The following is a 25,461-nucleotide window of genomic DNA, read 5'->3' as shown; positions in this document are numbered from 1 at the left end:
CCTGACTCTCAAAAAAATCACCAGAGTTGGAGGGGTTCGTTCAAACTAAATTCAGCCATTGCGAGAAAATTATTATGAAACAAGTCAATGTAGATGTAGCAGTTATCGGGGGCGGTACGGCAGGTCTAGGTTCTTACCGCGCTGCAAAAGCACACACTGACAGTGTCGTGATGATTGAAGGCGGCCCTTACGGTACTACCTGTGCTCGCGTTGGTTGTATGCCATCTAAACTGCTTATTGCAGCTGCAGAAAGCGTACACCAAATCGAGAAAGCTCCGGCTTTTGGCGTTCACCCACAAGGTGATATCGTGATTAACGGCCGTGAAGTGATGGACCGAGTGAAGTTTGAGCGTGACCGTTTTGTTGGTTTTGTTTTAGAAGGTGTTGATGAAATCCCAGAGCAAGACAAGATCTCTGGCTACGCAAAGTTCTTAGATGACAACACACTACAAATTGATGACCACACGGTTGTCACCGCTAAGCGTATTGTTATCGCGACCGGTTCTCGCCCTGCATACCCTGCCGTTTGGAATGAGCTTGGCGATCGCCTGATCATTAACGACGACGTGTTCAGCTGGGATGATTTACCAGAATCGGTTGCGGTATTTGGCCCTGGTGTTATTGGTCTTGAGCTTGGTCAGTCACTGCACCGCTTAGGCGTGAAGACCAAACTGTTCGGTTTGGGTGGTCAAGTTGGCCCAGTAACTGATCCAGAGATCATGGCTTATGCAGATAAAGCTTTCAATGAAGAGTTCTATCTCGATGCCGACGTGAAAATCGAAAGCATGCAGCGCATTACCACTGAATCGGGTGAGCCACGTGTCGAAATCCAGTTCATCAATAAACAAGGTGAATTAGAAACTAACGTCGTTGAATACGTACTAGCAGCAACAGGTCGTCGCCCTAACACTGACAAGCTTGGCTTAGAGAATACCTCTCTAGAACTTGATGAGCGTGGTGTTCCAATCGCTGACCACTACACGCTACAAACATCATTGCCATCAGTATTCATTGCAGGTGATGCAAGCAACCAACTACCTCTGCTACATGAAGCAGCAGACCAAGCCCGCATTGCAGGTGACAACGCTGGTCGCTTCCCTGAGATTCGTGCAGGTCTACGCCGCTCTAAAATCTCAGCGGTATTCTCTGACCCGCAAATCGCGATGGTTGGTGAATCCTACAAAGAGATCACCACCCGCTTAGGCACATGTGGTTGTTTCGCAACGGGTGAAGTGTCGTTCGAGAACCAAGGTCGTTCACGAGTGATGCTACGCAACAAAGGTATTCTGCACGTTTACGGCGAGCAAGGTACAGGCCGCTTCCTTGGTGCTGAGATGATGGGACCAAACGCAGAACACTTAGCTCACTTGTTAGCATGGGCACACCAGAACAAGATGACGGTTTCTGAAATGCTAGACATGCCGTTCTATCACCCAGTAATTGAAGAGGGTGTACGAACAGCGCTGCGTGACCTCAACGCGAAACTGCACTTAGGCCCAGAGATGGTGAAACACTGTCTAGATTGTGGACCTGGTTGTTAATCTCGGTTGATTGAGACAGAACACATAAATTAGATACTAAAAAGGAAAGCCATTGGCTTTCCTTTTTGTTTTTCGGCAACGAACAAATAACAGATTCCCGACTACGCTCCTTCGTCGCTTTCGGGAATGACGTTGATTTATTTAAGCCACTAAACCAAAACTTAAACCGTCATTCCAGAACCGAGGGACGAGGTATCTGGAATCTCTTAAAACCGTTACTTATCGCTAAATGCGAGAGAATTACTTCTCAGCTGCAATCACAGAGATCTCAACTAGCAGTGCTTCGCGAGCCATGTCGCCAGTCACACATGCGCGAGCTGGAGCGTGACCTTCTGGAACCCATGCATCCCATACTGCGTTCATTTCTTGGAAGTCTTTCATGTCTTTCAAGTAAATCGTTGCTGACAGCATGTGCTCTTTGTCGCTGCCTGCTTGCTCAAGTAGCGCTTCTACTTTATCTAGCATGGTCTGTGTTTGTTCAGTGATGTCTTTAGTTGCATCAGCACAAACTTGGCCACATAGGTAGATAGTACCGTTGTGTTTAACAATACGGCTCATACGTTGCTTGGTTTCTTGGCGCTCAATCATCGATCTTCTCTCTCTATGTCACCGTGATCCAATATCTTGTGACGTGGTATTATCAGGGCAACAAGCATAACGCGAATCAAGCCCAAGATGACATGTATTCATTGCAATAAAAATGAAAAAATCTTCAACAAACTCGGTCGCTGCCAACGTTGTATGAACCAACTCATGGTGCTGTCGCTCTTGAGTTGGGGAACATGGTGGTTACTTTTCAGGGAAGACCCGAAAACCATCAATGCCATCGCCTTGATGATGGCCGCTTTCGCGTTCAGTGGCTTGTTATCGCTGCATTGGATAATGAAGTTAGTGGTGCTGCCTTTAAGGAACAAAAAGCGTTAGCTGAGGAGTTTGCTGGATAGGCAATAATGGTTAGATGATAGGTTCAATACATCAATCGTGCACCGTAATTATCGAGCTATTATCATTTACCAAACAGCGGATAGAAAAAAGCCCCAGAACCAATCGATTCTAGGGCTTTCTTAGAAAATTCTAAGAAAAAGCAGTGGTACTTTAATAGACCGGGCTTTTCTTAGTTTGTTCCCAAAAAAGATCAGATTTTTGATCTTTTTTTTAGGAGCTATAAAATCAATGTCTTATGCAACATTAACCTTAGCGATAATCTGCTCTACCAAGTTCACTTCCAACGCCACTTCATCACACGCATGTTGACGAGGACACTGGTCACAATCTTTCAGTACCTTCTCAGGCAGTAGAGATTTCGATGTCGGTAAGAAATCATGCTTCATGAAGAACTCTGGTGTACGAGTCAGCACAAACACCTTCTTGATGGCCATTTGTCGCGCTTTCTCAACCAAGTGCTGCACAATCGCAGTACCCTGCCCTTGACCTTGCCAGCCAGCCTCAACACCGAGTGAGCGAATTTCTGCTAAGCCAGAGTCATACACATAGAGTGATGCACAACCTGTCACCTCTCCATGATGTTCCGCGACCGCAAACGAGCCAATATCACGCACCAGTTCATTACGAGAACGAGGTAGATTTTCACCCATGTTCGCCCAGTAAGCGACCATGCCTTCTAACGCTTCAATATCAGTCAGACGAGCAGGACGAACCTTAACGATGGAAGTGTCACGCTGTGATAAACGTTTCTCAGCTTGGTCAACCGCGTAAGCCACTTGCTGTGGAGATACACCACCTAGCGCGCTACGTTTTTCAAGACACGATTCAATGGTCAGGATGTCATATACATCCTCTTCAATCACCTCAGAGAACTCTTTCATCTCTGCGATGGTTAATTCTTCTAATGCACAGCCTTTAGCAATCGCCGCTACTACTGTTACACCGACAATATGGTGAGCTTCACGGAAAGGAATCCCTTTCGCTACTAGGTAATCAGCCAGTTCAGTTGAGTTCGCGTAGCCTTGTTTCGCCGCTTCAAGTGTACGTTCGCCGTTCACTTTAATGCCGTCAAAACAGAGCGCTGCCATTTCCATACAATCATTCCAAGTATCTAAAGCGTCGAACAGACCTTCTTTATCTTCTTGCATGTCTTTGTTGTACGCCAAAGGCAGAGCTTTTACTGTCATCATCATTGCAGCTAGTGAACCGTAAACACGGCCAGTTTTGCCACGGATAAGTTCTAACGCATCCGGGTTTTTCTTTTGTGGCATCAGAGATGAACCTGAAGTCACGGTATCTGCTAACTCGATGAAGTTTGATTCACCTGAGTTGTAGAAAATCATATCTTCTGCAAGACGCGAAAGGTGAAGCATAGAGATAGAAGCGATCGACATCAGCTCCATCACATGGTCACGGTCAGAGACTGAATCTAGAGAGTTGCGCGTTGCACGACGGAAACCTAAGTTGTGAGCTAACTCTTCACGGTCCATCGGGTAAGCAGTTCCGGCAAGGGCACCAGAACCCAGCGGACATGTATCTAGACGCTTAATCGCATCATTCAAACGAGAATAATCACGCTCAAGCATTTCAACGTAAGCCAAGCACCAGTGAGCAAAAGTTACCGGCTGAGCACGTTGTAAGTGAGTGTAGCCAGGAAGCACAGTTTCTTGATGCTGAGAAGCAACGTTGACCATTTGGCTCTGTAGGCGATCCAATGCCAATAGCAGTTGGTTACCTTGCTGACGACACCACAGTTTCAGGTCGGTCGCCACTTGGTCATTACGAGAACGGCCTGTGTGAAGCTTTTTGCCCAAATCACCGACTTTGCCGATAAGTTGTTGCTCAACCCAGCTGTGAATATCTTCTGCATCAGAACGTAGAATCTGTTCAGGATCTTCCATCACCTCAAGTTTTAGCTCATTCAGCGCTAACTCAAGCTTCTGCTGCTCTTCTTCTGTTAATACGTTGACCGACAGTAGAGCCTTAGACCAGGCAATTGAGCCCACAATGTCTTGCTCAGCCAATCGGTAATCAAAACGAAGAGAATCGTTAAAATCTTTGAACCGGGTGTCTGCTGCTTGGGTAAATCTACCGCCCCATAATGCCATTGTGTATCTCCTAATTGCACAGTGCTCACTGTTTTTGCAAATGATAATTCTGATTAAGATTCAGTATTTTTCTGATGGTTTAAACTTACGGCAATTCAAAATGAAAATAAAGTATTAATTCATTATTTTAACATATTTATTCACCAGAAGTTCAATCCATTGATTATTTTCAGCGTGGAGCGCGAATTATATGCCATTCGATAGTAAAAACCGAAGCTGATTTATTCGGCGAATAGAAACTAAAAAGCCCACTCACTAATCAATAGTGAATGGGCTTTGCATAATAATGTCTGTTTACTGACCTTTAAGCTTTCATCAAAGGCTAGCTCACTAACTCATTGTTAGCATTACTTTTGGCTATTCAGAGCACGAATACGGCTTGATAGCGAGTAAAGACGGATGAAGCCTTCAGCGTGGCTTTGGTCGTAAACTTCATCTTCACCAAAGGTTGCAAACTCTTCTGAGTACAGGCTGTTGTCAGAACGCTTCTGAGTCACCGTTGCATGGCCTTTGTAAAGTTTGATAACCACTTCGCCATTCACGTCTTGTGCTAGTTCTTCTGTCGCTGCAAGGATTGACTTACATAGCGGAGTGAACCAACGACCATCGTATACAAGGTGAGATGCTTTAACACCTAGCTCTTCACGGAATTCGAATGCCGCTTTATCAAGAACCAGCTGCTCTACTGCACGCAGTGCTTCCATCATGATTGTGCCACCCGGAGTTTCATAACAACCACGAGACTTCATACCAACAAGACGGTTTTCTACGATATCGATACGACCAACACCGTGCTTAGCGCCCTTCTCATTTAGGTAAACCAGTGCGTTGTATGGCGTCATTGTTTCACCATCAACCGCAACCACTTCGCCTTTTTCAACTTTAAGCGTCACTGTTTCAGATTCGTTTGGTGCCTGCTCTGGGTCTACAGTCCAAGCCCAGCAATCTTCGTTTGGCGCGTTCCATGTATCTTCTAGAACGCCACCTTCTGTAGAGATGTGCCATGCGTTTGCATCACGCGAGTAAATCTTAGTCAGAGAAGCAGTACAAGGAATGTTACGTTCTGCTAGGTAATCTAGACACTCTTCACGGCTCACTAGATCCCACTCACGCCATGGTGCAATTACGTGTAGGTCTGGTGCCAGTGCTGCGAATGCACCTTCAAAACGAACTTGGTCATTACCTTTACCAGTACAACCGTGACACAGTGCGTCTGCTCCTACTTTACGAGCAACTTCAACCTGCGCTTTCGCAATGATTGGACGAGCCATAGAAGTACCTAGTAGGTATTTGCCTTCGTAGTAAGCGCCCGTTTTTAGCGTTGGGTAGATGTAATCTGCCACCATCTCTTCTTTAAGGTCAGCGATGTAACACTCAGAAGCACCCGAAGCTTTCGCTTTCTCTTCGATACCAATCAACTCTTCGTCGCCTTGACCAACATCCGCAACAAACGCAACCACTTCACAGTCATAGTTCTCTTTCAACCATGGAATGATTACTGATGTGTCTAGACCGCCAGAGTAGGCTACTACAACTTTCTTTACGTTAACTTTGCTCATTTTCTTTCTCCTAGTTTCCATACTGCACATGGCGGTCAGCGTTGGAAATGACTTCATAATTATATGTTTATTTAATTTGTCTAAATTCTTTAAGTAGTGACTCGTTGTAAGACCTACTGAGGTAAAAACTGTGTTCCTATGCTTTTACCTGAAAACAGTTGTGTTAGCTTTTCTGGGTATCGCCAAGTGGCAACTTCGATTGGTCGTCCAAGGTCGTTAGCGGCTTCTAGTGCAGCTTGAACCTTAACGATCATGCCGTCAGTAATCACTTTGCCTGTAATAAGGTCATCAGCTTGCTGTTGATTAAGGCTTGGAATGAGGTGGCCTTTGCCATCCAACACACCACTTACATCAGAAAGTAGCACCAGTTCAGCATCAAGTGCGCCTGCAACGGCAACCGCTGCTTGATCGGCATTGACGTTCATCAGTTGGCCTTGCTCAGTCAGACCAATTGAGCTAATGATTGGCAGTGCGCCCGCATTAAGAATCGCTTGCAGAACGGTTGAGTCGCCCGGCTCCGCTTTTCCTACTGCGCCCAGCTCAGGGTTCAGTTCGCTCACTTTGCATAAACCACCGTCTGCAAGGCTCAAACCAACGGCATTGATACCATCTTTAATTGCCTGACCTTGAAGTAGTTTGTTGGCCGTGCCCGCTAGTGCACCAGCGATCACAGGGATCTGGTCATAAGGAGTAACACGTAGCCCTTCTTTCTTGACGGTTTCGAGGTTCAACTTATTCATTAGGTCGTCAACAAGGTAACCACCGCCGTGAACAATCACGATAGGTCGCTGTGCCTGCTGTTGGTAAGCTGAAATAGCACCAAATAACTTGCTGAGTGTTTCACCACAAGATAGCGCAGCGCCACCTAACTTTATGATTAATGGTTGATTATTAAGGCTCATATCTAGATTCCTTTACACTAACGCAGTTAATGGCGCAAAACCATAACGTAAATTTAAACACTGCATCGCTTGGCTAGATGCACCCTTTAATAAGTTATCAATCGCTGAAACAACGATGATGTGCTGACCTTGAACCTTCCAACCTAAGTCGCAGAAAGGCGTCTGTTCTACATCTTGAATTCTTGGCAGTGTCTCTTCGAGTAGTCTCACTGCAGGTTTACCTTGGTAAGCTTGCTCAAAGGCATCTTGTATCTGTTGCTCTGTCACGCCTTCAGCCAGTTTCATGGTGATGGTCGCTAAAATACCGCGCTTAAAGTTGCCGAGGTGCGGAGTGAAAATCACATCACATCCTAAATGTGCAGCCATTTCAGGTTGATGACGGTGATTGAATACGCCGTAAGCTTGCAGACTCACTTCGCAGAAGCTGTTAACCATAGTCGCCTTACGACCCGCTCCAGTAACACCGCTGGTCGCGTTAATCACAGGCCATTGGTTCTCATCCAGTAACTTCGCTTCAACCAAAGGCTTAATCGCCAATTGTGATGCGGTTGGATAACAACCCGCGACTGCAACAAGTTGAGCTTCTTTAATCGCTTGCTCATTCCATTCCGCTAAACCGTAAGCGGCTTTATCTAGCCATTGTTCGTGTTGGTGTTCAAAACCGTAGAACTCTTGGTAGAAGTTCTCGCCTTTAACTCTGAATGCACCCGATAGGTCGAAGACTTGGCAATCGTTTTCTAGAAAAATTGGCGCTAGGTCGTGACTTACTTCGTGTGCGGTAGCTAAGAAAATCACATCAGACTGCTTTGCTACTTCTTCTGGATTCGTTAATGGCTGTACTGGCATATCAATCAAGCCAGCTAACTTACCGTGCAGTGCCGCAATAGGTTTACCTGCGTCTACACTATTGGCTGAGACATATAAACCTGATAGCGTGAGCTCAGGGTGTCTGTTTATCATTAGAGCCAGTTCTGCTCCTGTGTAGCCGCTTGCGCCAATGATCGTGGTTTTCAACATCTCAACACATCCATTCCTGAGGTAAGTTACATTTCAAAATTTGACTATTCATACTTAATTTTTGGCTTTATTTGATTTCTTATGCATTAAATATGATTTAATATGTGTTTTACCGACTTATAGTTTTCCTGTCAATAGTAGAAGTGAAGATATTATGCAATTACCGAGTTTTCTTGAGGTCTACAAAGGCCTAATTTCCACCGACTCTATTAGTTCTACCGATCCAAGCTGGGATCATGGCAACGAAAAAGTGATCGAAAAAATGGCTCAATGGTTTAAAGACTTAGGCTTTAGCGTTGAGGTCGTGGAGGTCGAGCCCGGCAAGCATAATATGGTCGCAAAGATGGGCTCAGGTGAAGGTGGCTTGTTATTAGCGGGACACAGCGACACAGTGCCATTCGATGAAGGGCGTTGGAACTTCGATCCTCACGCACTAACAGAACACAACAATCGCTTCTATGGGTTAGGCACGGCCGATATGAAAGGCTTTTTCGCTTTCGTTTATGAAGCGGCAAAGAAGATGGATTGGAGCAAACAGGCGAAGCCACTTTATGTATTGGCAACCTGTGATGAAGAGACCACCATGCTAGGCGCACGTCACTTCACGGAGAATGCACCATTTAAACCGGATTACTGCATCATTGGTGAGCCAACCAGCCTTGTGCCTATACGTGGTCATAAAGGTCATGTCGCCAATGCCGTGCGAGTAACCGGTAAATCAGGTCACTCTTCGGATCCTGCATTAGGTGTCAACGCCATCGAAATCATGCATGAAGTGCTGTTTGCTTTGATGCAGCTGCGTGACAAGTTAGTCAAAGAGTATCACCACCCAGGTTTCGCTATTCCAAGTCCGACTCTAAACCTTGGCCATATTCACGGCGGTGATAGCGCTAACCGAATCTGTGGCTGTTGTGAACTACATTACGACGTTCGTCCTTTACCAGGCATCAGCTTAGATGGGTTGGATAACATGCTGCGCAGCGCACTCAAGGAAGTAGAAGCAAAATGGCCGGGCAGAATTGACATTACTCCGCTGCATGAGCCGATTCCGGGTTACGAGTGCCAACACGATCATCCATTTATTGGTGGTATGGAATCGGTGTGCGAGATTGAATCGCAAACCGTGAACTACTGTACAGAGGCACCTTTCCTTCAAGAGCTGTGTCCAACCTTAGTACTAGGTCCGGGGTCAATCGACCAGGCTCACCAACCGGATGAGTTCTTAAGCTTCGATTTTATTGACCCAACAATTGATGTTCTGAGTAAATCGATCCGTAAATATTGTTTCTAGTTATTGCTACCCGTTCGATATTTTTATACAAAAGCTACCCCAAAAGGTGGCTTTTATTCTGTTATCTCTGACATAGCCTGTTCTTGTAATTAAATTTCACTTTATTCCACAGTATTGAAAAATTTACTTCTCCCACATTTCTAAACCTAATAATTGCAAACTTAGAATGCTTTATTTGACTAGATACAGCAGTTTTCGCTAGATTGTGTACTTAACAAGGAACAATGGATGTAATTTTTTTACGAGGCAGGATGACAATGAACGAGAAATACGCCGCTCTCAAGAGTAACGTAAGCATGCTGGGACGCTTGCTAGGTAACACAATCCAAGATGCACATGGTGACGTTATCTTAGAGAAAGTGGAAACTATCCGTAAACTTTCCAAATCCGCCCGCGCAGGCAACAAAGCTGACCGTGACAGCCTAGTTGAAGAAATCAAAAACCTGCCGAACGAACAACTCACTCCTGTTGCTCGTGCATTTAACCAATTTCTCAACCTCACCAACATGGCAGAGCAGTACCACACCATCTCTCGCCACTGTGAGGAGCATGTTTGCGAACCAGACGTGCTGCAATCTCTATTTTCCAAATTAAACCAAAACGACATCAGCAAGCTAGATGCGGCTCAAGCTGTTCGCGACCTGAACATTGAACTCGTTTTGACTGCACACCCAACAGAGATCACTCGTCGCACCATGATCAACAAGCTGGTTAAGATCAACGAGTGTCTGTCTAAATTAGAATTAAGCGACCTATCACACAAAGAGCGCGTGAAAACCGAACGTCGCCTAGAGCAACTTATCGCTCAAGGTTGGCACTCAGATGTGATTCGTCAACAACGCCCAACGCCACTTGATGAAGCTAAGTGGGGCTTTGCGGTTGTAGAAAACTCTCTATGGGAAGCAGTACCAGATTTTCTACGCGACATGGATGGCCGACTAAAAGGCTACCTTGGTGAAGGCCTGCCGATCGATGCACGCCCAGTACACTTCTCATCTTGGATGGGCGGTGACCGCGATGGTAACCCATTCGTAACGCACACCATCACTAAAGAAGTGCTGCGCCTATCTCGCTGGAAAGCTGCAGACCTTTACCTAGGCGACGTTAATGAGCTGATTACCGAGCTGTCGATGACTAAGTGTAATGATGCGGTTCGTGAACTAGCAGGTGATGAGCACGAAGCTTACCGTGCAATCCTTAAGAGCCTACGCACTCTGCTGAACAACACGCTAGAAGTGCTTGACGCAAAACTGCATGACACAGAGGTTCCGAAGAAAGAAACACTGCAGAACATCGACCAACTTTGGACACCACTTTACGCGTGTTACCAATCGCTGCACGAATGTGGCATGGGCGTAATCGCAGATGGTTCTCTGCTTGATACCCTACGTCGCCTAAAAGCATTCGGTGTGCATTTAGTTCGTCTCGATGTTCGTCAAGAAAGTACCCGTCACTCAGATGTCCTATCTGAACTGACTCGCTACCTAGGCATTGGCGATTACGACCAGTGGAGCGAGCAAGACAAGATTGCTTTCTTAACCAATGAATTAAGCTCAAAACGCCCACTGCTACCGCGCGACTGGGAGCCATCTGAACAGGTCAAAGAGGTTTTGGACACCTGTAAGGTAATTGCAGCTCAACCTCGTGAAGCCTTCGGCGCTTATGTGATTTCTATGGCTCGTACTGCATCGGATGTACTGGCTGTTCACTTGCTTCTGCAAGAATGTGGTTGCCCATACCGCATGGACGTATGTCCACTGTTCGAAACGCTAGACGATTTGAACAACTCAGAAGCGGTAATGAAGCAGCTAATGAGCATCGACTTGTACCGTGGATTTATCCAGAACCACCAAATGGTGATGATCGGATACTCTGACTCAGCGAAAGATGCGGGCGTAATGTCTGCAGGTTGGGCCCAGTATGACGCGATGGACAAGCTGGTTAAAGTTTGTGATGAAGAAGGCATTGAACTGACTCTATTCCACGGTCGTGGCGGTACGGTTGGTCGTGGTGGTGCGCCAGCGCACGCTGCTCTTCTTTCTCAGCCACCTAAGAGCTTGAAAGGCGGTTTACGTGTAACTGAGCAAGGCGAAATGATCCGCTTTAAGCTTGGTTTACCAGACGTTGCTGTAAACAGCTTTAACCTTTACGCAAGTGCGATTCTAGAAGCGAACCTTCTGCCGCCACCAGAGCCAAAACAAGAGTGGCGCGACCTAATGGAAGTGCTATCTCAAGTATCTTGTGAGGCTTACCGCAACGTGGTTCGTGGCGAAGAGAAATTCGTACCTTACTTCCGTCAAGCGACACCTGAACTGGAGCTAGGTAAACTGCCTCTTGGCTCTCGCCCTGCGAAACGTAACCCGAACGGCGGCGTAGAAAGCCTACGTGCGATTCCATGGATCTTCTCTTGGAGCCAAAACCGTTTGGTACTGCCTGCATGGTTAGGCGCTGGTGAAGCGATTCAGTACTCTGTAGATCAAGGCCATCAAGCCCTGCTCGAAGAGATGTGTCGCGAGTGGCCGTTCTTCTCAACTCGTCTGGGTATGTTGGAAATGGTGTACTCGAAGTGCAACATGGAAATTGCGAAGTACTACGACCAACGTCTTGTTGATAAAGAACTACTGCCGTTAGGTGAGTTACTGCGTGAACAGCTGCAAAAAGACATCAAAGCGGTACTGAATGTAGAAAACAACGAGAACCTAATGCAGAGCGACCCTTGGGGACTTGAGTCAATCCGCCTACGTAACATCTACGTTGAGCCACTAAACATGCTTCAAGCTGAACTGCTTTACCGTACTCGTAAGTGTGAAACACCACCAGCAGAGCTTGAAGAAGCGCTAATGGTGACGATTGCAGGCATTGCAGCAGGCATGCGAAACACTGGTTAATTAGTGATTCCTACCATTCAACAGACAAAAGGTCGCCCAGTGCGACCTTTTTATTTCACAAAATAAGCAATACTGAGTTTTTTGTCAGTTTTTTGGGTTATTTTGTCCATGTATTCTACTTTATGCTTATTATTTAGATATACTACTGCTCCGCTGCGGAAACACTCCAAAAAATAATCTGCAGCATCTTGACCAATAAACTGGTCAACCTAGGTGATAAACGGCTTTGTAAGGTGACATAACCAACCGATGAGTTGGTGCTACTTAGACATAACCAATATAACGTGCCATTAGAAGCACACTTGTTGTTTAAGTATTTGTTTACTGTTTACCATTTGGATTTCAGACATGTCATTACCACACGTAATTCTAACCGTTTTAAGTACACGCGATGCTACTGGTTACGATATCACAAAAGAATTCTCCGCAAGCATTGGTTACTTCTGGAAAGCTAGCCATCAACAAGTTTACCGCGAGCTAAATAAAATGGCTCAGAACGACCAGGTAACTTGCGTGCTTGAGCCTCAAGAAGGCAAACCTGATCGTAAAGTTTACTCTATCACTGATGCTGGCCGTGGCGCGCTAGGTGAATGGTTTGAACAACCAACTGCACACCCAACCGTTCGTGACGAGTTCTCAGCTAAGCTAATGGCTTGTGCTGTACAACCTTCTGACGCTTACCGTGTACAACTTGCTGAGCTAGTAGAAGAGTCTCGCAAACTGGTTTCTCACTACCGTGAAATCGAAGCAGCTTACTACGCAACGCCATCGACACTAGACAAGCAAGCACGCCTTGAGCGTCTAACACTTCGTCGTAACCTACTTATCCGTGAAGCATGGATTGTATGGGCTGAAGAAGTACTGCTTGAACTTGGCGCTCTAGCTTAAGTTAAGCTAGAAAAGCAAAAGGCTTGAACTCTATGAGTCCAAGCCTTTTTTGTATCTATAGGATTTGAAATGTTACTGCCAGAGGCTTTTTACAAGTGCTTAGGCTTTACTTCTTAGACTTTTCTTACAGCGCAGCGACTTGCGGACGAACACCTAGCGTATGGCAAAGTGCATAAGTCATTTCTGCACGGTTTAGCGTGTAGAAGTGGAAATCTTTCACACCTTCACGGCTCAGTGTACGAACCATATCAATTGCTTGGCTAGCACCAACAAGCTGACGAGTCGTTGGATCATCATCCAAACCTTCAAACTGCTTCGCCATCCAGCCCGGTACTTTTACGTTGTTCATCGCAGCAAAGCGAGATGCTTGCTTGAAGTTAGAAACCGGCAGAATGCCCGGTACAATCTCAACATCAACGCCAGCCGCTACACAGCGGTCACGAAAGCGTAGGTAGCTCTCTACATCAAAGAAGAACTGAGTGATGGCACGGTTGGCACCCGCATCCACTTTACGCTTTAGGTTAATAAGATCAGATTGAGCGCTTTTTGCTTCAGGGTGAACCTCAGGGAATGCCGCTACTGAGATATCAAAATCGTGGCGAGATTTAAGTAGCTCGACTAGGTCAGATGCGTACATCTCTGGCGCGCCGCCGCCTGCTGGAATATCACCACGTAGCGCAACAATACTCTCGATACCATTTGCCCAGTAATCGTCGGCAATTTGAATCAGCTCTTCACGGCTTGCATCAATACACGTTAGGTGCGGTGCAGCCACTAGGCCGGTTTGGTTTTTAATTTCTTTAATGATTGAGTGGGTACGGTCACGTTCACCCGAGTTTGCACCGTAAGTTACCGATACAAATTTTGGTTGAAGTGTTTTAAGGCGGTGAACAGAGTTCCACAGGGTCTCTTCCATCTTCTCACTGCTCGGTGGAAAAAACTCAAATGACACATTGATGTTGTCAGAAAGCTCAGCGATATTCTGATTTAAAGCGTCGATATGACTAGCGTGTGTGTATCCCATCTTACTCTCCCTGTGGCAAAAGCAACCACTAAAAACTCAAATCCTTAAACGACGTTTAGACGTCTATATGTCTGTAGAATGTATTGAATACGATTTAATGTCAACAGATCCATTATGAATTTTTCTCAAGTAGATCGTGAGTAAAACTCAAGTCGTTAGATGGGTCGCAAAGCAGAAATAATGTAGAAAAAAGGCTGAAAAACACATCGTGCTTTCAGCCTTATTTATCTTAGTGAATAGTATGCCATTTACGTACTAAAACAATTGATCTGAGTTTCAAACCAACCGATATGAGTATCAGAACAGACTAGACATTCTGTTTAGATCAGATTGAATTGCACCTGCCGTTACTTCACGACCGGCACCTGGGCCACGAATAACCAACGGATTATCTTTGTACCATTTGCTCTCAATCGCAAAGATGTTATCGCAAGGCAGCAAGTTCGCTAGAGCGTGTTCTTTAGACAGTGCTTCAACGCCTACGGTTGCCTTACCGTTCTTCTCCAAACGCGCTACGTAACGCAGAACTTTCTGTTGAGAGTGCGCTTTCTCCAAACGCTCAGCCAACTCTTCACTCAGCACAGAAGCTTTGTCAAAGAAGTCATCCACCGATAGGTCTTGCAGTTCTTCAGGGACCAGTGATTCCACTTTTACGTTTTCAGGTTCGATATCCAAACCAGATTCACGCGCCAGAATCACCAGCTTACGCATCACGTCTGAGCCATCTAGGTCAGCACGAGGGTCAGGTTCCGTAAGGCCTTGTTGCCATGCTAAGTCAACCAACTCGCTGAACGGCACGGTGCCATCAAACTGTTGGAACAACCAAGACAACGTGCCCGAGAAAATGCCAGACAACGCAATGATGTCATCGCCACTTTCACGTAGGTCACGTACCGTGTGGTTAATCGGCAATCCAGCACCCACTGTCGCGTTGTACAACCAATGACGGCTGATCTTAGCGAAAGCATCTTGTACTTGATGGTAATACTCGCTCGATGCAGAACCTGCCACCTTGTTCGCCGAGATTAGGTGAATACCTTGTTGTGCGATTTGCAGATACTTTGCTGCAAGCACTGGGCTCGCAGTCACATCCAAAACCACAGCTTCGTCGTAGCCCTGAATAGAGCCTAAACGCTCCAGCCAGTCGTTTCCATTGTTAGCAATCGCTTCATCATCGAAGCGCTCACCGACAGAGGTTGCATCAATACCTTGGTCGTCGAACCAATAGGTTTGGCTATCAACCACAGCAACCAATTCAAAGTTCATTCCGCGACGCTTTTCGAGCTCAGCCTTTTGCTCAGCAAACAGGCTTAACCAGCTTGAACCAATGTTACCCTTACCACACAAGGCAATCGCAACACGCTTCTGCGCTTGGAATAGTTGAGAGTGAATGCCCTTCACTAGGCTCGATGTTTCACTCTTACGAATCACTGCCACTAAACTCAGGCCAGAGTTCGCTTCAGAGATAAACTCAACCGATGAACTCTTTAGCTGATGATAAAAACCGTAGCAGTGGTTCGGGTTCTTCGTTACGCCCGCACCTACAGCAGCAATAAGAGAGAAGCCCTCTTTCAGCTTAATCTCAGCTTCAATCGCGTGATCTTGCAGATATTCCAGCGCACCACCAGCGATCTCTTCCGTGTAGGCAAGGCGCAAGCAGTGTTGATCCGGTTCTAACTCATAAGCCAGCGGCTCTAGTTGAGCACGCTTAAGCCCTTCAAGCACCTCACTTTCTAGACGGTCGAAATCGTGCCCGTGACCAAAGGTCAGTTGCACGATAAGCACTTCATCCAAAGAGGTAATGATTTTTGCGCCACGACCCGATGCCAGTACACGCTCGATCTGTGTAGAGCCCGCCTCCGGCTGATAGCTGCAGCGTAAGCTGAGATCCATAGCACTTTGAGCCACAGGCTGTAGCGTTCGGCTGTGAAGCACTGGAGCGGCAAGACGAGCCAATTCGCTGGCTTCATCAAGGCGAAGTAGAGGCAATAGACACGCATCTGAAACCAGACGAGGGTCAGCGCTGTAAACGCCCGCCACATCACTCCAAATCGTCACGCGTTCAACTTCAGCCAAAGCACCAATCACGGTCGCTGAGTAATCCGAACCGTTGCGACCAAGCAGTACGGTTTCACCCTCGCAGTTCTGAGCCATAAAGCCCGTAATCACCACGCGGCAATGTGCATGCTGCGCCAGAGCTTCTTTGATCAGAGGGTAAGAACGTGCGCGGTCGACTTCAGGCTGAGCACCCACTTCTGCACGTAAAAAAGCACGCGCATCTTGAGCAACTGCTTGTAAGTCATGCTGGCACAACAAAGCCGCTAGTAGACGTGAAGACCAAACCTCACCGTGTCCAAGCACTTTTGCTTTTTGTGCTTCGCTCAAGGGAGCCGTTAGCTCACCCAAAGCGGTAAATTCTTGTTGAATGGTTGAAGTAAGTTGTGCGGCTGATTCACCCTCAAGCAGTGCTTCAATCAGATCGAGTTGGAACTGACGAAGTGCTTGTAGGCATTCATGGGCAATACGACCATCTTTGTCGAGCGCTTCAACAAATTCAATCAAACGGTTGGTTGTTTTGCCTGCTGCCGATACCACCACCAAATCAGATGCTGATGAGTATTCTCTAAGAATGTTGACCACGCGTTGGTAACATTCAGGATTCGCTAAACTGCTGCCACCAAATTTATGTAGCTGGCGAAAGGTTGCCATTATTAACCCTCCCCTTCAGCGATAAAGCGCTGTGTTCTTTCAAACGCTTGCTTGAGGTCATCGATTAGGTCTTCTGCATCTTCAAGGCCAACAGATAGACGCAGTAGTTGCTGAGAAACACCCGCTTCTGCTAAGGCTTCTTCACCCATCGCGCGGTGAGTCATCGACGCAGGGTGACAAATCAGGCTTTCAACACCGCCCAATGATTCTGCCAAAGAAAACAGCTCTAACTTATCAACAAAGTATTTAAGCGCCTCGAATGAGCCCGCAAACTCAAAACTGAGCATGGAACCAAAGCCCGATTGCTGTTTCTTCGCGATATCATGACCCGGATGTTCAGGAAGGCTTGGGTGGTAAATAGTGCCAACAAGATCTTGTTGCTGCAGAGACGCTAGAATTTCACGTGAGCTTTCTTCGTGAACTCGCATACGCGCACCTAGCGTACGAATACCACGTAAAGTCATGTAGCTATCAAATGGTGTGCCAGTCGCACCAATACAGTTGCCCCACCATGCTAACTCTTCAGCGTGTTCTTCTGTCTTAGTGACCACAACGCCACCAATAACATCTGAGTGTCCATTGATGTACTTAGTGGTTGAGTGGATAACAAAATCAGCACCCAGCTCTAAAGGCTTTTGGAACACAGGTGTCAAAAACGTGTTGTCGACAGCAACCAGAGCACCAACCTCTTTCGCTTTACGGCAAGTTTCTGCAATATCAACCACGCGAACCAGTGGATTCGATGGGGTTTCAATTAAGATCAACTTTGGCTTAAGCGCGAGCGCCGCATCCAGCGCTGCTTGATCCGATTGATCAACGAACAGAACTTTGAAGTCACCTTTTAGCGAGCGAGTGTTAAACAGACGGTAAGTACCGCCGTAGCAATCGTGCGGTGCAATAATAAGATCATCGCCGCCTAAGAAAGCCGAAACCCATAAGTTAAGCGCCGAAGTACCACAGTTAGTCACAACCGCGCCTTTGCCTGATTCAAGCTCAAACAGTGCCGTCTCTAATAAACCGCGGTTTGGGTTACCAGAACGGGTGTAATCGTACTTTGGCACTTCACCAAAAGCGGGAAACCCATAGTTAGTCGAAAGATAAATGGGTGGGACAACGGCATGGTGTTGCGTGTCTGACTCGATACCAGTACGTACTGCGATTGTTGCTGGCTTCCGGCTGCTCATAGGTGCTTCCTTACAAGTTTTGCGTCTGAGAATCACAGCGGCTTGTCGGCATTTTGCGGCTGTGTTAGATATATGTTATTCACTTTACTTTCATAAACGTGAGACGTCAATACTTCTAGACGTCTATATGTCTTTGCTTATGGCAGTAAATCCCGCTAAAATCACCACTATTAATTTATTCTAACAACTAAAGTGATGAAGGTACGCAATGGCCGACTGGAATGGTGAATACATAAGCCCATATGCTGAGCATGGAAAGAAAAGCGAACAAGTAAAGAAAATTACAGTTTCTATCCCTCTAAAAGTGTTAAAGGTTCTTACTGACGAGCGTACTCGCCGCCAGATTAATAACCTACGCCATGCAACAAACAGTGAGCTACTGTGCGAAGCCTTTCTACATGCGTACACAGGCCAACCACTACCAACGGATGAAGACCTTCGTAAAGACCGCCCAGACGATATTCCTGCTGAAGTGAAAAAGCTGATGACAGAGATGGGTATCGAGTTCGAAGCGTTTGACGAAGAATAAAAACAACTCAGTCACTGCCTTCATTATTGATTCGCTCTAGCTGAACCTTATTTATCACATCCCGCATAGCTTTTTATGATTGCGCTGTGAATGATAGACATAAAAAAACCGACTCCAGATGAGTCGGTTTTTTATTATTCTTTTTGGCTCAATAGAGCAACAGCTATTAAGCCATATAGTTAGCAGGCATCTCGATACGAGCTACGCCAGATTCAACAGCCGCTTCCGCAACTGCTCGTGCTACGCGAGGAAGTAGACGTGGGTCCATTGGCTTAGGAATGATGTAACCCTTACCGAACTCCAGTGCAGTCTCGCCCGCAGCTGCTAGTACTTCAGCTGGAACTTCTTCTTTCGCCAGTTCACGAATCGCTTTAACCGCCGCTAGCTTCATTTCGTCATTGATTTCGCTTGCACGCACATCTAATGCACCACGGAAAATGAATGGGAAACAAAGTACGTTGTTTACTTGGTTAGGGTAATCACTACGGCCTGTACCCATGATAAGGTCAGAACGAACTTCGTGTGCAAGCTCAGGTTTGATCTCTGGATCTGGGTTTGAACATGCAAACACAACTGGCTTATCAGCCATCAACGTTAGTGCTTCAGCAGGCAGTAGGTTAGGACCCGATACACCTAAGAACAGGTCAGCGCCTTCGATAACATCTTCAAGTGTGCGCTTATCCGTGTTGTTTGCGAATAGCTCTTTGTATTCGTTCAGATCATCACGACGAGTGTGAATCACGCCTTTACGGTCAAGCATGTAAATCTTCTCACGCTGAGCGCCACACTTAATCAGTAGTTCCATACATGCAACCGCTGCTGCGCCAGCACCTAAACAAACGATCTTACACTCTTCAAGTTTCTTACCTTGAAGTTCGATCGCGTTCAGCATACCCGCTGCCGTTACAATCGCAGTACCGTGTTGGTCATCGTGGAATACCGGTACATCACAACGCTCAATCAGGCGACGTTCAATCTCAAAACAGTCTGGTGCTTTGATGTCTTCCAGGTTAATACCGCCGAATGTATCTGCGATATTCGCAACCGTATCAACGAACTCATCGATTGTGCGGTGTTTTACTTCAATATCGATAGAATCTAAACCAGCAAAACGCTTAAACAGTAGCGCTTTACCTTCCATTACAGGTTTAGAAGCAATAGGACCAAGGTTACCTAGGCCAAGAATCGCTGTACCGTTAGAGATAACAGCAACCATGTTGCCCTTACCTGTGTACTTATAGACGTTATCAACGTTCTGTGCGATCTCGCGAACAGGCTCAGCCACGCCTGGGCTGTATGCAAGTGCTAGGTCTTCTGCAGAGTTTGCAGGCTTCGTCAGTTCTACGGCAATTTTGCCTGGAATCGGGAACTCATGATAATCAAGAGCTTGCTGACGGAATTGTTCTTGAGGCGATAATTCTTGAGAGGATTGAGCTTGGCTGCTGTCTTCAGACATAGGTGTAGGTTCCTAGGATATTATTATTTGGGGGATCTTGCTCATGTTAATGGATGTACTTCAAAGTTCCTAGGTGGTTGGAGCCTCTGTCTCATTAAAAAACGAGATTTCACTACTAATAAGACCAGTGAGCAGTTGAAATTACTGTCGCTTGTTGAACTTTCGAGCTGAATTTTGGTGAAGAGAGATACGCAAGGAATTGCCCTGCAATAGAAAGGTAGGCACCTTAATCGTTGGGCGGGATTGAAGCTTGAATGAAAATCAGTGCTTTCTTAAATTGCAGGCAACAAAAAAGGACACCGAAGTGTCCTTTTTCATGTCTAAATAGCGAGAATTACTTCTTGCTAGAAAGAGCACCGAAACGCTTGTTGAAGCGATCAACACGGCCGCCAGTATCTACGATACGTTGCTTACCAGTGTAGAACGGGTGACATTTGTCACATACGTCTAGGTGGATAGATTCTTTTGCAAGAGTTGAGTTGAACTCAAATGTGTTGCCGCAAGAACAAGTTGCAGTAACTGCTTTGTATTCTGGGTGGATTCCAGCTTTCATGGGATAACCTCAAGTAGGCCGTGTCGCTATACGATTCTAAGCCGCACACCACACGTAGTTTAAAAAAGAAATAAAGACACCGCATCGACACAAAAGAGTGATGAAGCCATACCTTTAAGGCGCAGTATAGTAATGAATCTATAAGGTAGGATCAACTGATTTGATACATTTTTCACCAATTCTCTCTTTATTTCCTTTATCGGCCTGAGATTTCGGGCTGTCGTTGTCTGTATACGCTAACTCGCCGCCTTCAACCAAACTGCTTCTCGAATTTAAGCGCCTTATCCTTTAGACTGTTCGCTCTCGTCAACTCAGATAAAGCCGTCCCTTTATGCGTCCAATGATTGCCCGTGTGGCGCTGCCTGTTCCACTCGACAAGCAGTTCGATTACAAGATTCCAAACCACCTATTCCCGATTATTGGTGGTCGCGTCTCTGTGCCTTTTGGACGACAAACCTTAACTGGGATTGTCACGGCTCTGGTTAACGAATCAGAATTCGAGCTAGACAAGCTCAAGCCCATTAAAGCCTTATTAGACAACCAACCCGTTTGGCCGGAATCTGTCTATTCACTGTTAATGTGGTGCAGTCAGTTTTATCAGTACCCCCTTGGCGAAACCTTTGCTAACGCCCTTCCGAGCGCTCTAAGAAAAGGCAAAGCCGCCGACTTCGCGACGCTGGTTGAGTGGCAGTTAACGCCATCAGGCAAAGACCAACTGATGCAAGGTTTTGGTCGCGCGGTCAAGCAAGCCAAAGTGATGCACATGCTTGAACACGGCCCGGTTCCTCATCAAGAGTTCATTGATGAAGAAGTTGGCAGCGCCGTACTCAAAACGCTAGAAGAGAAAGGCTGGATTGAATCGGTAGAGAAAAAGCCGAAGCGCCAACCTTGGCCAGTTGAACTTGAGAATGACCAAGACAAACCTAAGCTCAATGCCGAACAAGCCATCGCGATTGCGACCGTAAATAGCCAAACCGACTTTGGTTGTTTCCTGTTAGAGGGCGTTACTGGCTCAGGTAAGACCGAGGTTTACCTGAATATGATTAAGCCGATTCTCGATCAAGGTAAACAAGCGTTAGTGCTCGTGCCCGAGATTGCTCTCACTCCTCAAACGATTAACCGCTTCAAGCGACGCTTTAATGTGCCTGTTGAGGTTATCCACTCAGGTTTAAACGATTCAGAACGCCTGAATGCGTGGTTATCGGCGCGCGATAAAATAGCAGGCATCGTGATTGGTACCCGTTCAGCTCTGTTCACGCCGTTTGCTGACCTAGGTATTATCATTGTCGATGAAGAGCACGACGCGTCTTATAAACAGCAAGATAGCCTGCGCTACCACGCTCGTGATGTGGCGATCATGCGTGCGCACAAAGCGCAGATTCCAGTTGTGTTAGGCTCGGCGACTCCGGCCTTTGAGACGCTGCACAACGCTCAGATCGGCAAATACAGTTATCTCACCCTGACTTCACGTGCGGGTGTCGCACTGCCGACCACCAATAAGGTGTTGGACGTTAAAGGTGAATATCTAGAAAGTGGTTTGTCTGCGTCGTTAATTGCAGAGATGCAAAGACACCTCAAAGCTGGCAACCAAGTGATGCTATTCCTCAATCGCCGAGGTTTTTCTCCCGCATTGATGTGTCACGATTGTGGTTGGACAGCCGAGTGTAAACGTTGCGATGCTTACTACACCTATCACCAATACAGCAATGAGATGCGCTGCCACCACTGTGGTTCTCAGCAGCATATCGTGCACAACTGCCAAGGCTGTGGATCTGCAAACTTAGTGACAGTGGGTGTAGGGACCGAGCAGTTAGAAGCTCAACTTGGTCAACTATTCCCTGAATACAAAACCATTCGTATTGACCGCGACAGCACCCGCCGTAAAGGCAGCTTAGAAAGCGCACTCGAGTCGATTCGTAAGGGTGAATTCCAAATTCTTATCGGCACGCAGATGCTCGCTAAGGGTCACCATTTCCCTGACGTGACACTTGTGGCGTTATTAGATGTGGATGGCTCTTTATATAGCAGTGACTTCCGAGCGTCTGAACGTCTTGCCCAGCTATTCATCCAAGTCGCGGGACGAGCAGGACGAGCAAGCAAACCCGGTGAGGTGATCTTACAGACTCACCACCCAGAACATGGGTTGCTGCAAGCCTTGCTACACAAAGACTACAACCATTTTGCTCAGACGGCGCTGGCAGAACGTAAGCAGGCAATGTTACCGCCCTATACCTTTATGACGCTGTTTAGAGCAGAAGCCAATGACACTCGCTTGGTGGAAGAGTTCTTGCGTCAGGTTCGTCACACATTGGAATCGCACCCGCTGTTTGACCAATATTGCATGGTGTTAGGGCCAACCCCGGCTCCGTTAGCAAAACGAGCGGGCAAATCGCGCTGGCAGTTAATCTTACAAACTCAGACGCGCTCGTTAATGCAGAAGCTATTGATGAGTGCCAAGCCGGCCATCAATATGTTACCTGCTGCGAAAAAAGTTCGCTGGTCACTCGATATTGAGCCGCAAGATTTGAGTTAAACCCACTTGGGTTAAAACTAATGATAAGTTTGTTCACAAATATTTCATATTTCTCGTGAGCAACTTCACACTAGTCATGTGATTTTTGTTAATCTAGCCGTAACTTTACACGGATTAAACGAATAAAATATTGCAATAAAAAAAGTGTTAGCAACACTTTCATAATATCTATTCGATTACATTTATTATTCACGCCTTAGATGCTTAGGCGGCAAAGGAACTTAAAAGAGGGTTTAATTTATGGCGACAATGAAGGATGTTGCCCAGCTAGCAGGCGTCTCAACAGCCACGGTATCACGTGCATTGATGAACCCTGAGAAAGTCTCAGTTTCGACTCGCAAACGAGTGGAAACAGCAGTACTTGAAGCTGGATACTCACCCAATACATTAGCTAGAAACTTACGTCGCAACGAATCAAAAACCATCATCACTATTGTTCCTGATATCTGTGACCCTTATTTCGCCGAGATCATTCGTGGTATCGAAGATGCCGCAGTAGAAAATGATTACCTTGTTCTACTGGGTGATAGCGGCCAGCAAAAGAAGCGCGAGTCTTCGTTTGTTAACTTAGTTTTCACCAAACAAGCCGACGGCATGTTGCTGCTGGGTACTGACCATCCGTTTGATGTCAGCAAACCTGAACAAAAGAATTTACCGCCGATGGTAATGGCGTGTGAGTTTGCCCCTGAGCTTGAACTGCCTACGGTACACATCGATAACCTGACCTCTGCCTTTGAAGCGGTGAACTACCTAGCTCAGTTAGGTCATAAGCGTATTGCTCAAATTTCAGGACCAGTATCGGCAACACTGTGTAAGTTCCGCCAACAAGGCTACCAGCAAGCGCTGCGTCGCGCCGGAGTCTCAATGAATCCAGCCTATAGCACGGTCGGTGACTTCACCTTTGAAGCGGGCGCTCAAGCGGTTCGTCAATTACTGGCACTTCCTGAACAACCTACAGCTATCTTCTGTCATAACGATGCGATGGCGATTGGTGCGATTCAAGAAGCGAAGAAGCTAGGTTTACGCGTTCCTCAAGACCTATCGATTGTTGGCTTCGATGACATCCAATTCGCTCAATACTGCGATCCACCGCTAACCACTATTTCTCAGCCTCGCTATGAGATTGGACGCCAAGCGATGTTGATGATGCTTGATCTATTGAAGGGCAACGATGTGCAAGCAGGTTCGCGTCTACTTGAAGCTAAATTAGTGGTTCGAGGCAGTACAGCGCCACCTCGAATATAACCCTTAGAAATACCCTTATAAATCTGCGGCACATTTTGATGTGCCGCTTCCATTTCTGCACTATTATCCTCGCGCAATCTGGATTACCATGAGGGCAGAATCAGCAACTATTGAATTGTCTTGTGGCTAATAGAGATTATGTAAAGCGCGGTCGTGGCACGAAAAAACCGACCAAAAAACAAGCCCCTCGCCGTAAACCTTGGCGCAGTGGTCTTTTGGCGATCCTCCTTGCCGGTGGTTTTGGTTACGGACTTTACCTATTGAGTAATGATCCTGAGCCGCCTGCACCAACGCCTGTGGCAACCAAACCAAAACCTAAGCCAAAACCAGCGAAAGTGATTCCGCCGCCTCCTGAAGAGAAGTGGGACTACGTTGAAACGCTGCCAAGCCGCGAGATTGAAGTAAAAGCCAAAGAGCAACAGATCTCTAAGATCCCTTACATCATGCAGTGTGGCGCTTACAAAACCTCGTCGCAGGCAGAAGCACGTAAGTTGGATATTGCCTTCCAAGGTATCTCAAGTGAGATCCGCAAGAAAGATGGCAGTAGCTGGTACCGTGTGGTTTTAGGGCCATACAAGTTGAAGCGTGACGCAGAACGCGATCGCCATAAGCTGCAACGAGCGAAAATTGAACCTTGCGCTATTTGGAAAGACGGGTCTTAATCAACTCAATATATAATAGGGGGAAGAGGATTCCCCCTATTGCTGTTTGAAAGCGTTCAATAGTTCATCGCACAAGCAATACCAGTATGTTAATCAAAAGAGTGCGTTTTAACGAAACTGAGGTACTTGTTCGTAGTACTCAAGCCCAAAGTCAGTCAGGTAGACCTGCTCCTTATTTATCTCGATGTAACCAAAAAAATCCAAGTGCGCTAAAACGTTAGGAAATGGACGTTTAAGAAAAACGTTGACCGAGTTTTTTAGATGTTCTGTTGAACACTCGCCCGCCTCCTGATACATCAGATGATGCAGTATAGACAGCTCATCCAGATCCATATCTCTATTAAAAAAACTGATATTGTCACTATTCATCACACTACTCCTTATGCAGTGAATACCACTGATTAGTGAACATCATTCCTTATAAATC

Annotated in this window: 20 protein-coding genes; 9 read left to right on the top strand and 11 right to left on the bottom strand. The window is 46.4% G+C overall.

The features are described 5' to 3' along the window. Positions 1–74 precede the first annotated feature (74 nt). Positions 75–1,541, top strand: coding sequence for a dihydrolipoyl dehydrogenase (locus F0229_RS09570; RefSeq protein WP_171732715.1), 1,467 nt, complete (start codon positions 75–77; stop codon positions 1,539–1,541). Positions 1,542–1,781: 240 nt separating this feature from the next. Here the strand turns inward: F0229_RS09570 and F0229_RS09565 are convergent, their stop codons facing one another. Next, the gene (locus F0229_RS09565) at positions 1,782–2,129 is read right to left on the bottom strand and encodes a RidA family protein (RefSeq protein ID WP_004729674.1); all 348 of its coding nucleotides are present in this window, start codon (positions 2,127–2,129) and stop codon (positions 1,782–1,784) included. An 87-nt stretch (positions 2,130–2,216) separates the two neighbouring features. Between F0229_RS09565 and F0229_RS09560 the strand changes: the two genes are divergently transcribed. Beyond that, entirely contained in the window at positions 2,217–2,465 is a 249-nt protein-coding gene (locus F0229_RS09560) for a DUF3624 domain-containing protein (RefSeq protein ID WP_080967687.1), read from the top strand. A gap of 254 nt (positions 2,466–2,719) precedes the next feature. Here F0229_RS09560 and argH read toward each other — a convergent pair whose 3' ends face one another. The 4 genes from argH to argC all read right to left on the bottom strand — a co-directional run bounded on the left by argH (position 2,720) and on the right by argC (position 8,072). Beyond that, a complete protein-coding gene (argH, locus tag F0229_RS09555; RefSeq protein WP_017061136.1) occupies positions 2,720–4,594 on the bottom strand; it encodes an argininosuccinate lyase in 1,875 nt (624 codons plus the stop codon). 347 nt (positions 4,595–4,941) lie between these two features. Continuing rightward, positions 4,942–6,153, bottom strand: coding sequence for an argininosuccinate synthase (locus tag F0229_RS09550; protein ID WP_017632086.1), 1,212 nt, complete (start codon positions 6,151–6,153; stop codon positions 4,942–4,944). Positions 6,154–6,266: 113 nt separating this feature from the next. Further along, the gene (gene argB / locus F0229_RS09545) at positions 6,267–7,055 is read right to left on the bottom strand and encodes an acetylglutamate kinase (RefSeq protein ID WP_017061138.1); all 789 of its coding nucleotides are present in this window, start codon (positions 7,053–7,055) and stop codon (positions 6,267–6,269) included. A 12-nt stretch (positions 7,056–7,067) separates the two neighbouring features. After that, positions 7,068–8,072 carry an N-acetyl-gamma-glutamyl-phosphate reductase gene (argC, locus tag F0229_RS09540; RefSeq protein WP_102433309.1) on the bottom strand — a complete coding sequence of 335 codons (1,005 nt, stop codon included), beginning with the start codon at positions 8,070–8,072 and terminating at the stop codon, positions 7,068–7,070. Positions 8,073–8,226: 154 nt separating this feature from the next. Here argC and argE point away from each other — a divergent pair, with 154 nt between their 5' ends. The 3 genes from argE to F0229_RS09525 all read left to right on the top strand — a co-directional run bounded on the left by argE (position 8,227) and on the right by F0229_RS09525 (position 13,139). Beyond that, positions 8,227–9,363 carry an acetylornithine deacetylase gene (gene argE, locus F0229_RS09535; protein WP_102530065.1) on the top strand — a complete coding sequence of 379 codons (1,137 nt, stop codon included), beginning with the start codon at positions 8,227–8,229 and terminating at the stop codon, positions 9,361–9,363. Positions 9,364–9,614: 251 nt separating this feature from the next. Beyond that, complete coding sequence (ppc, locus tag F0229_RS09530) at positions 9,615–12,251, top strand: phosphoenolpyruvate carboxylase (protein WP_171732714.1); 2,637 nt, start codon at positions 9,615–9,617, stop codon at positions 12,249–12,251. Positions 12,252–12,599: 348 nt separating this feature from the next. Beyond that, positions 12,600–13,139 carry a PadR family transcriptional regulator gene (locus F0229_RS09525; protein WP_017061141.1) on the top strand — a complete coding sequence of 180 codons (540 nt, stop codon included), beginning with the start codon at positions 12,600–12,602 and terminating at the stop codon, positions 13,137–13,139. A gap of 124 nt (positions 13,140–13,263) precedes the next feature. Here the strand turns inward: F0229_RS09525 and metF are convergent, their stop codons facing one another. The 3 genes from metF to F0229_RS09510 form a co-directional block, all read right to left on the bottom strand. Continuing rightward, positions 13,264–14,163 (bottom strand): methylenetetrahydrofolate reductase, encoded by a 900-nt coding sequence (gene metF / locus F0229_RS09520; RefSeq protein WP_004729683.1) that lies wholly within the window; start codon positions 14,161–14,163, stop codon positions 13,264–13,266. Between the two features lie 297 nt (positions 14,164–14,460). Then, positions 14,461–16,872, bottom strand: coding sequence for a bifunctional aspartate kinase/homoserine dehydrogenase II (locus F0229_RS09515; RefSeq protein ID WP_171732713.1), 2,412 nt, complete (start codon positions 16,870–16,872; stop codon positions 14,461–14,463). A 2-nt stretch (positions 16,873–16,874) separates the two neighbouring features. Further along, on the bottom strand, positions 16,875–18,056 hold the full coding sequence (locus F0229_RS09510; protein ID WP_017063681.1) for an O-succinylhomoserine (thiol)-lyase: 1,182 nt from the start codon (positions 18,054–18,056) through the stop codon (positions 16,875–16,877). A 208-nt stretch (positions 18,057–18,264) separates the two neighbouring features. Between F0229_RS09510 and metJ the strand changes: the two genes are divergently transcribed. After that, positions 18,265–18,585, top strand: a complete 321-nt coding sequence (metJ, locus tag F0229_RS09505) for a met regulon transcriptional regulator MetJ (protein WP_004415993.1) — start codon at positions 18,265–18,267, stop codon at positions 18,583–18,585. A 166-nt stretch (positions 18,586–18,751) separates the two neighbouring features. Here metJ and F0229_RS09500 read toward each other — a convergent pair whose 3' ends face one another. Together F0229_RS09500 and rpmE are read right to left on the bottom strand one after the other, a co-directional pair. After that, positions 18,752–20,041, bottom strand: a complete 1,290-nt coding sequence (locus tag F0229_RS09500) for a malic enzyme-like NAD(P)-binding protein (RefSeq protein ID WP_017061144.1) — start codon at positions 20,039–20,041, stop codon at positions 18,752–18,754. Positions 20,042–20,375: 334 nt separating this feature from the next. Continuing rightward, entirely contained in the window at positions 20,376–20,594 is a 219-nt protein-coding gene (gene rpmE, locus F0229_RS09495) for a 50S ribosomal protein L31 (RefSeq protein WP_004737142.1), read from the bottom strand. Positions 20,595–20,925: 331 nt separating this feature from the next. Between rpmE and priA the strand changes: the two genes are divergently transcribed. The 3 genes from priA to F0229_RS09480 all read left to right on the top strand — a co-directional run bounded on the left by priA (position 20,926) and on the right by F0229_RS09480 (position 25,034). Further along, on the top strand, positions 20,926–23,127 hold the full coding sequence (gene priA, locus F0229_RS09490; RefSeq protein WP_171732712.1) for a primosomal protein N': 2,202 nt from the start codon (positions 20,926–20,928) through the stop codon (positions 23,125–23,127). A 240-nt stretch (positions 23,128–23,367) separates the two neighbouring features. Continuing rightward, positions 23,368–24,372, top strand: coding sequence for a DNA-binding transcriptional regulator CytR (gene cytR / locus F0229_RS09485; protein ID WP_061039586.1), 1,005 nt, complete (start codon positions 23,368–23,370; stop codon positions 24,370–24,372). Positions 24,373–24,494: 122 nt separating this feature from the next. Next, the gene (locus F0229_RS09480) at positions 24,495–25,034 is read left to right on the top strand and encodes an SPOR domain-containing protein (protein ID WP_017061148.1); all 540 of its coding nucleotides are present in this window, start codon (positions 24,495–24,497) and stop codon (positions 25,032–25,034) included. 108 nt (positions 25,035–25,142) lie between these two features. On the opposite strand, the gene F0229_RS09475 is transcribed toward F0229_RS09480, so the two are convergent. Continuing rightward, a complete protein-coding gene (locus tag F0229_RS09475) occupies positions 25,143–25,403 on the bottom strand; it encodes a hypothetical protein (RefSeq protein WP_017061149.1) in 261 nt (86 codons plus the stop codon). Positions 25,404–25,461 lie beyond the last annotated feature (58 nt).

The organism is Vibrio sp. AIC-3 (assembly GCF_013114515.1).
Taxonomy (GTDB): domain Bacteria; phylum Pseudomonadota; class Gammaproteobacteria; order Enterobacterales; family Vibrionaceae; genus Vibrio; species Vibrio crassostreae_C.
Note: the sequence above shows the minus strand (reverse complement) of the source record. Positions and strands in the feature narration are given on the sequence as shown.

Coding starts and splice junctions, on each gene's coding strand:
- F0229_RS09570 (WP_171732715.1), top strand. CDS start 75: ATGAAACAAGTCAATGTAGATGTAGCAGTTATCGGGGGCGGTACGGCA.
- F0229_RS09565 (WP_004729674.1), bottom strand. CDS start 2,129: ATGATTGAGCGCCAAGAAACCAAGCAACGTATGAGCCGTATTGTTAAA.
- F0229_RS09560 (WP_080967687.1), top strand. CDS start 2,217: ATGACATGTATTCATTGCAATAAAAATGAAAAAATCTTCAACAAACTC.
- argH (WP_017061136.1), bottom strand. CDS start 4,594: ATGGCATTATGGGGCGGTAGATTTACCCAAGCAGCAGACACCCGGTTC.
- F0229_RS09550 (WP_017632086.1), bottom strand. CDS start 6,153: ATGAGCAAAGTTAACGTAAAGAAAGTTGTAGTAGCCTACTCTGGCGGT.
- argB (WP_017061138.1), bottom strand. CDS start 7,055: ATGAGCCTTAATAATCAACCATTAATCATAAAGTTAGGTGGCGCTGCG.
- argC (WP_102433309.1), bottom strand. CDS start 8,072: ATGTTGAAAACCACGATCATTGGCGCAAGCGGCTACACAGGAGCAGAA.
- argE (WP_102530065.1), top strand. CDS start 8,227: ATGCAATTACCGAGTTTTCTTGAGGTCTACAAAGGCCTAATTTCCACC.
- ppc (WP_171732714.1), top strand. CDS start 9,615: ATGACAATGAACGAGAAATACGCCGCTCTCAAGAGTAACGTAAGCATG.
- F0229_RS09525 (WP_017061141.1), top strand. CDS start 12,600: ATGTCATTACCACACGTAATTCTAACCGTTTTAAGTACACGCGATGCT.
- metF (WP_004729683.1), bottom strand. CDS start 14,163: ATGGGATACACACACGCTAGTCATATCGACGCTTTAAATCAGAATATC.
- F0229_RS09515 (WP_171732713.1), bottom strand. CDS start 16,872: ATGGCAACCTTTCGCCAGCTACATAAATTTGGTGGCAGCAGTTTAGCG.
- F0229_RS09510 (WP_017063681.1), bottom strand. CDS start 18,056: ATGAGCAGCCGGAAGCCAGCAACAATCGCAGTACGTACTGGTATCGAG.
- metJ (WP_004415993.1), top strand. CDS start 18,265: ATGGCCGACTGGAATGGTGAATACATAAGCCCATATGCTGAGCATGGA.
- F0229_RS09500 (WP_017061144.1), bottom strand. CDS start 20,041: ATGTCTGAAGACAGCAGCCAAGCTCAATCCTCTCAAGAATTATCGCCT.
- rpmE (WP_004737142.1), bottom strand. CDS start 20,594: ATGAAAGCTGGAATCCACCCAGAATACAAAGCAGTTACTGCAACTTGT.
- priA (WP_171732712.1), top strand. CDS start 20,926: ATGCGTCCAATGATTGCCCGTGTGGCGCTGCCTGTTCCACTCGACAAG.
- cytR (WP_061039586.1), top strand. CDS start 23,368: ATGGCGACAATGAAGGATGTTGCCCAGCTAGCAGGCGTCTCAACAGCC.
- F0229_RS09475 (WP_017061149.1), bottom strand. CDS start 25,403: ATGAATAGTGACAATATCAGTTTTTTTAATAGAGATATGGATCTGGAT.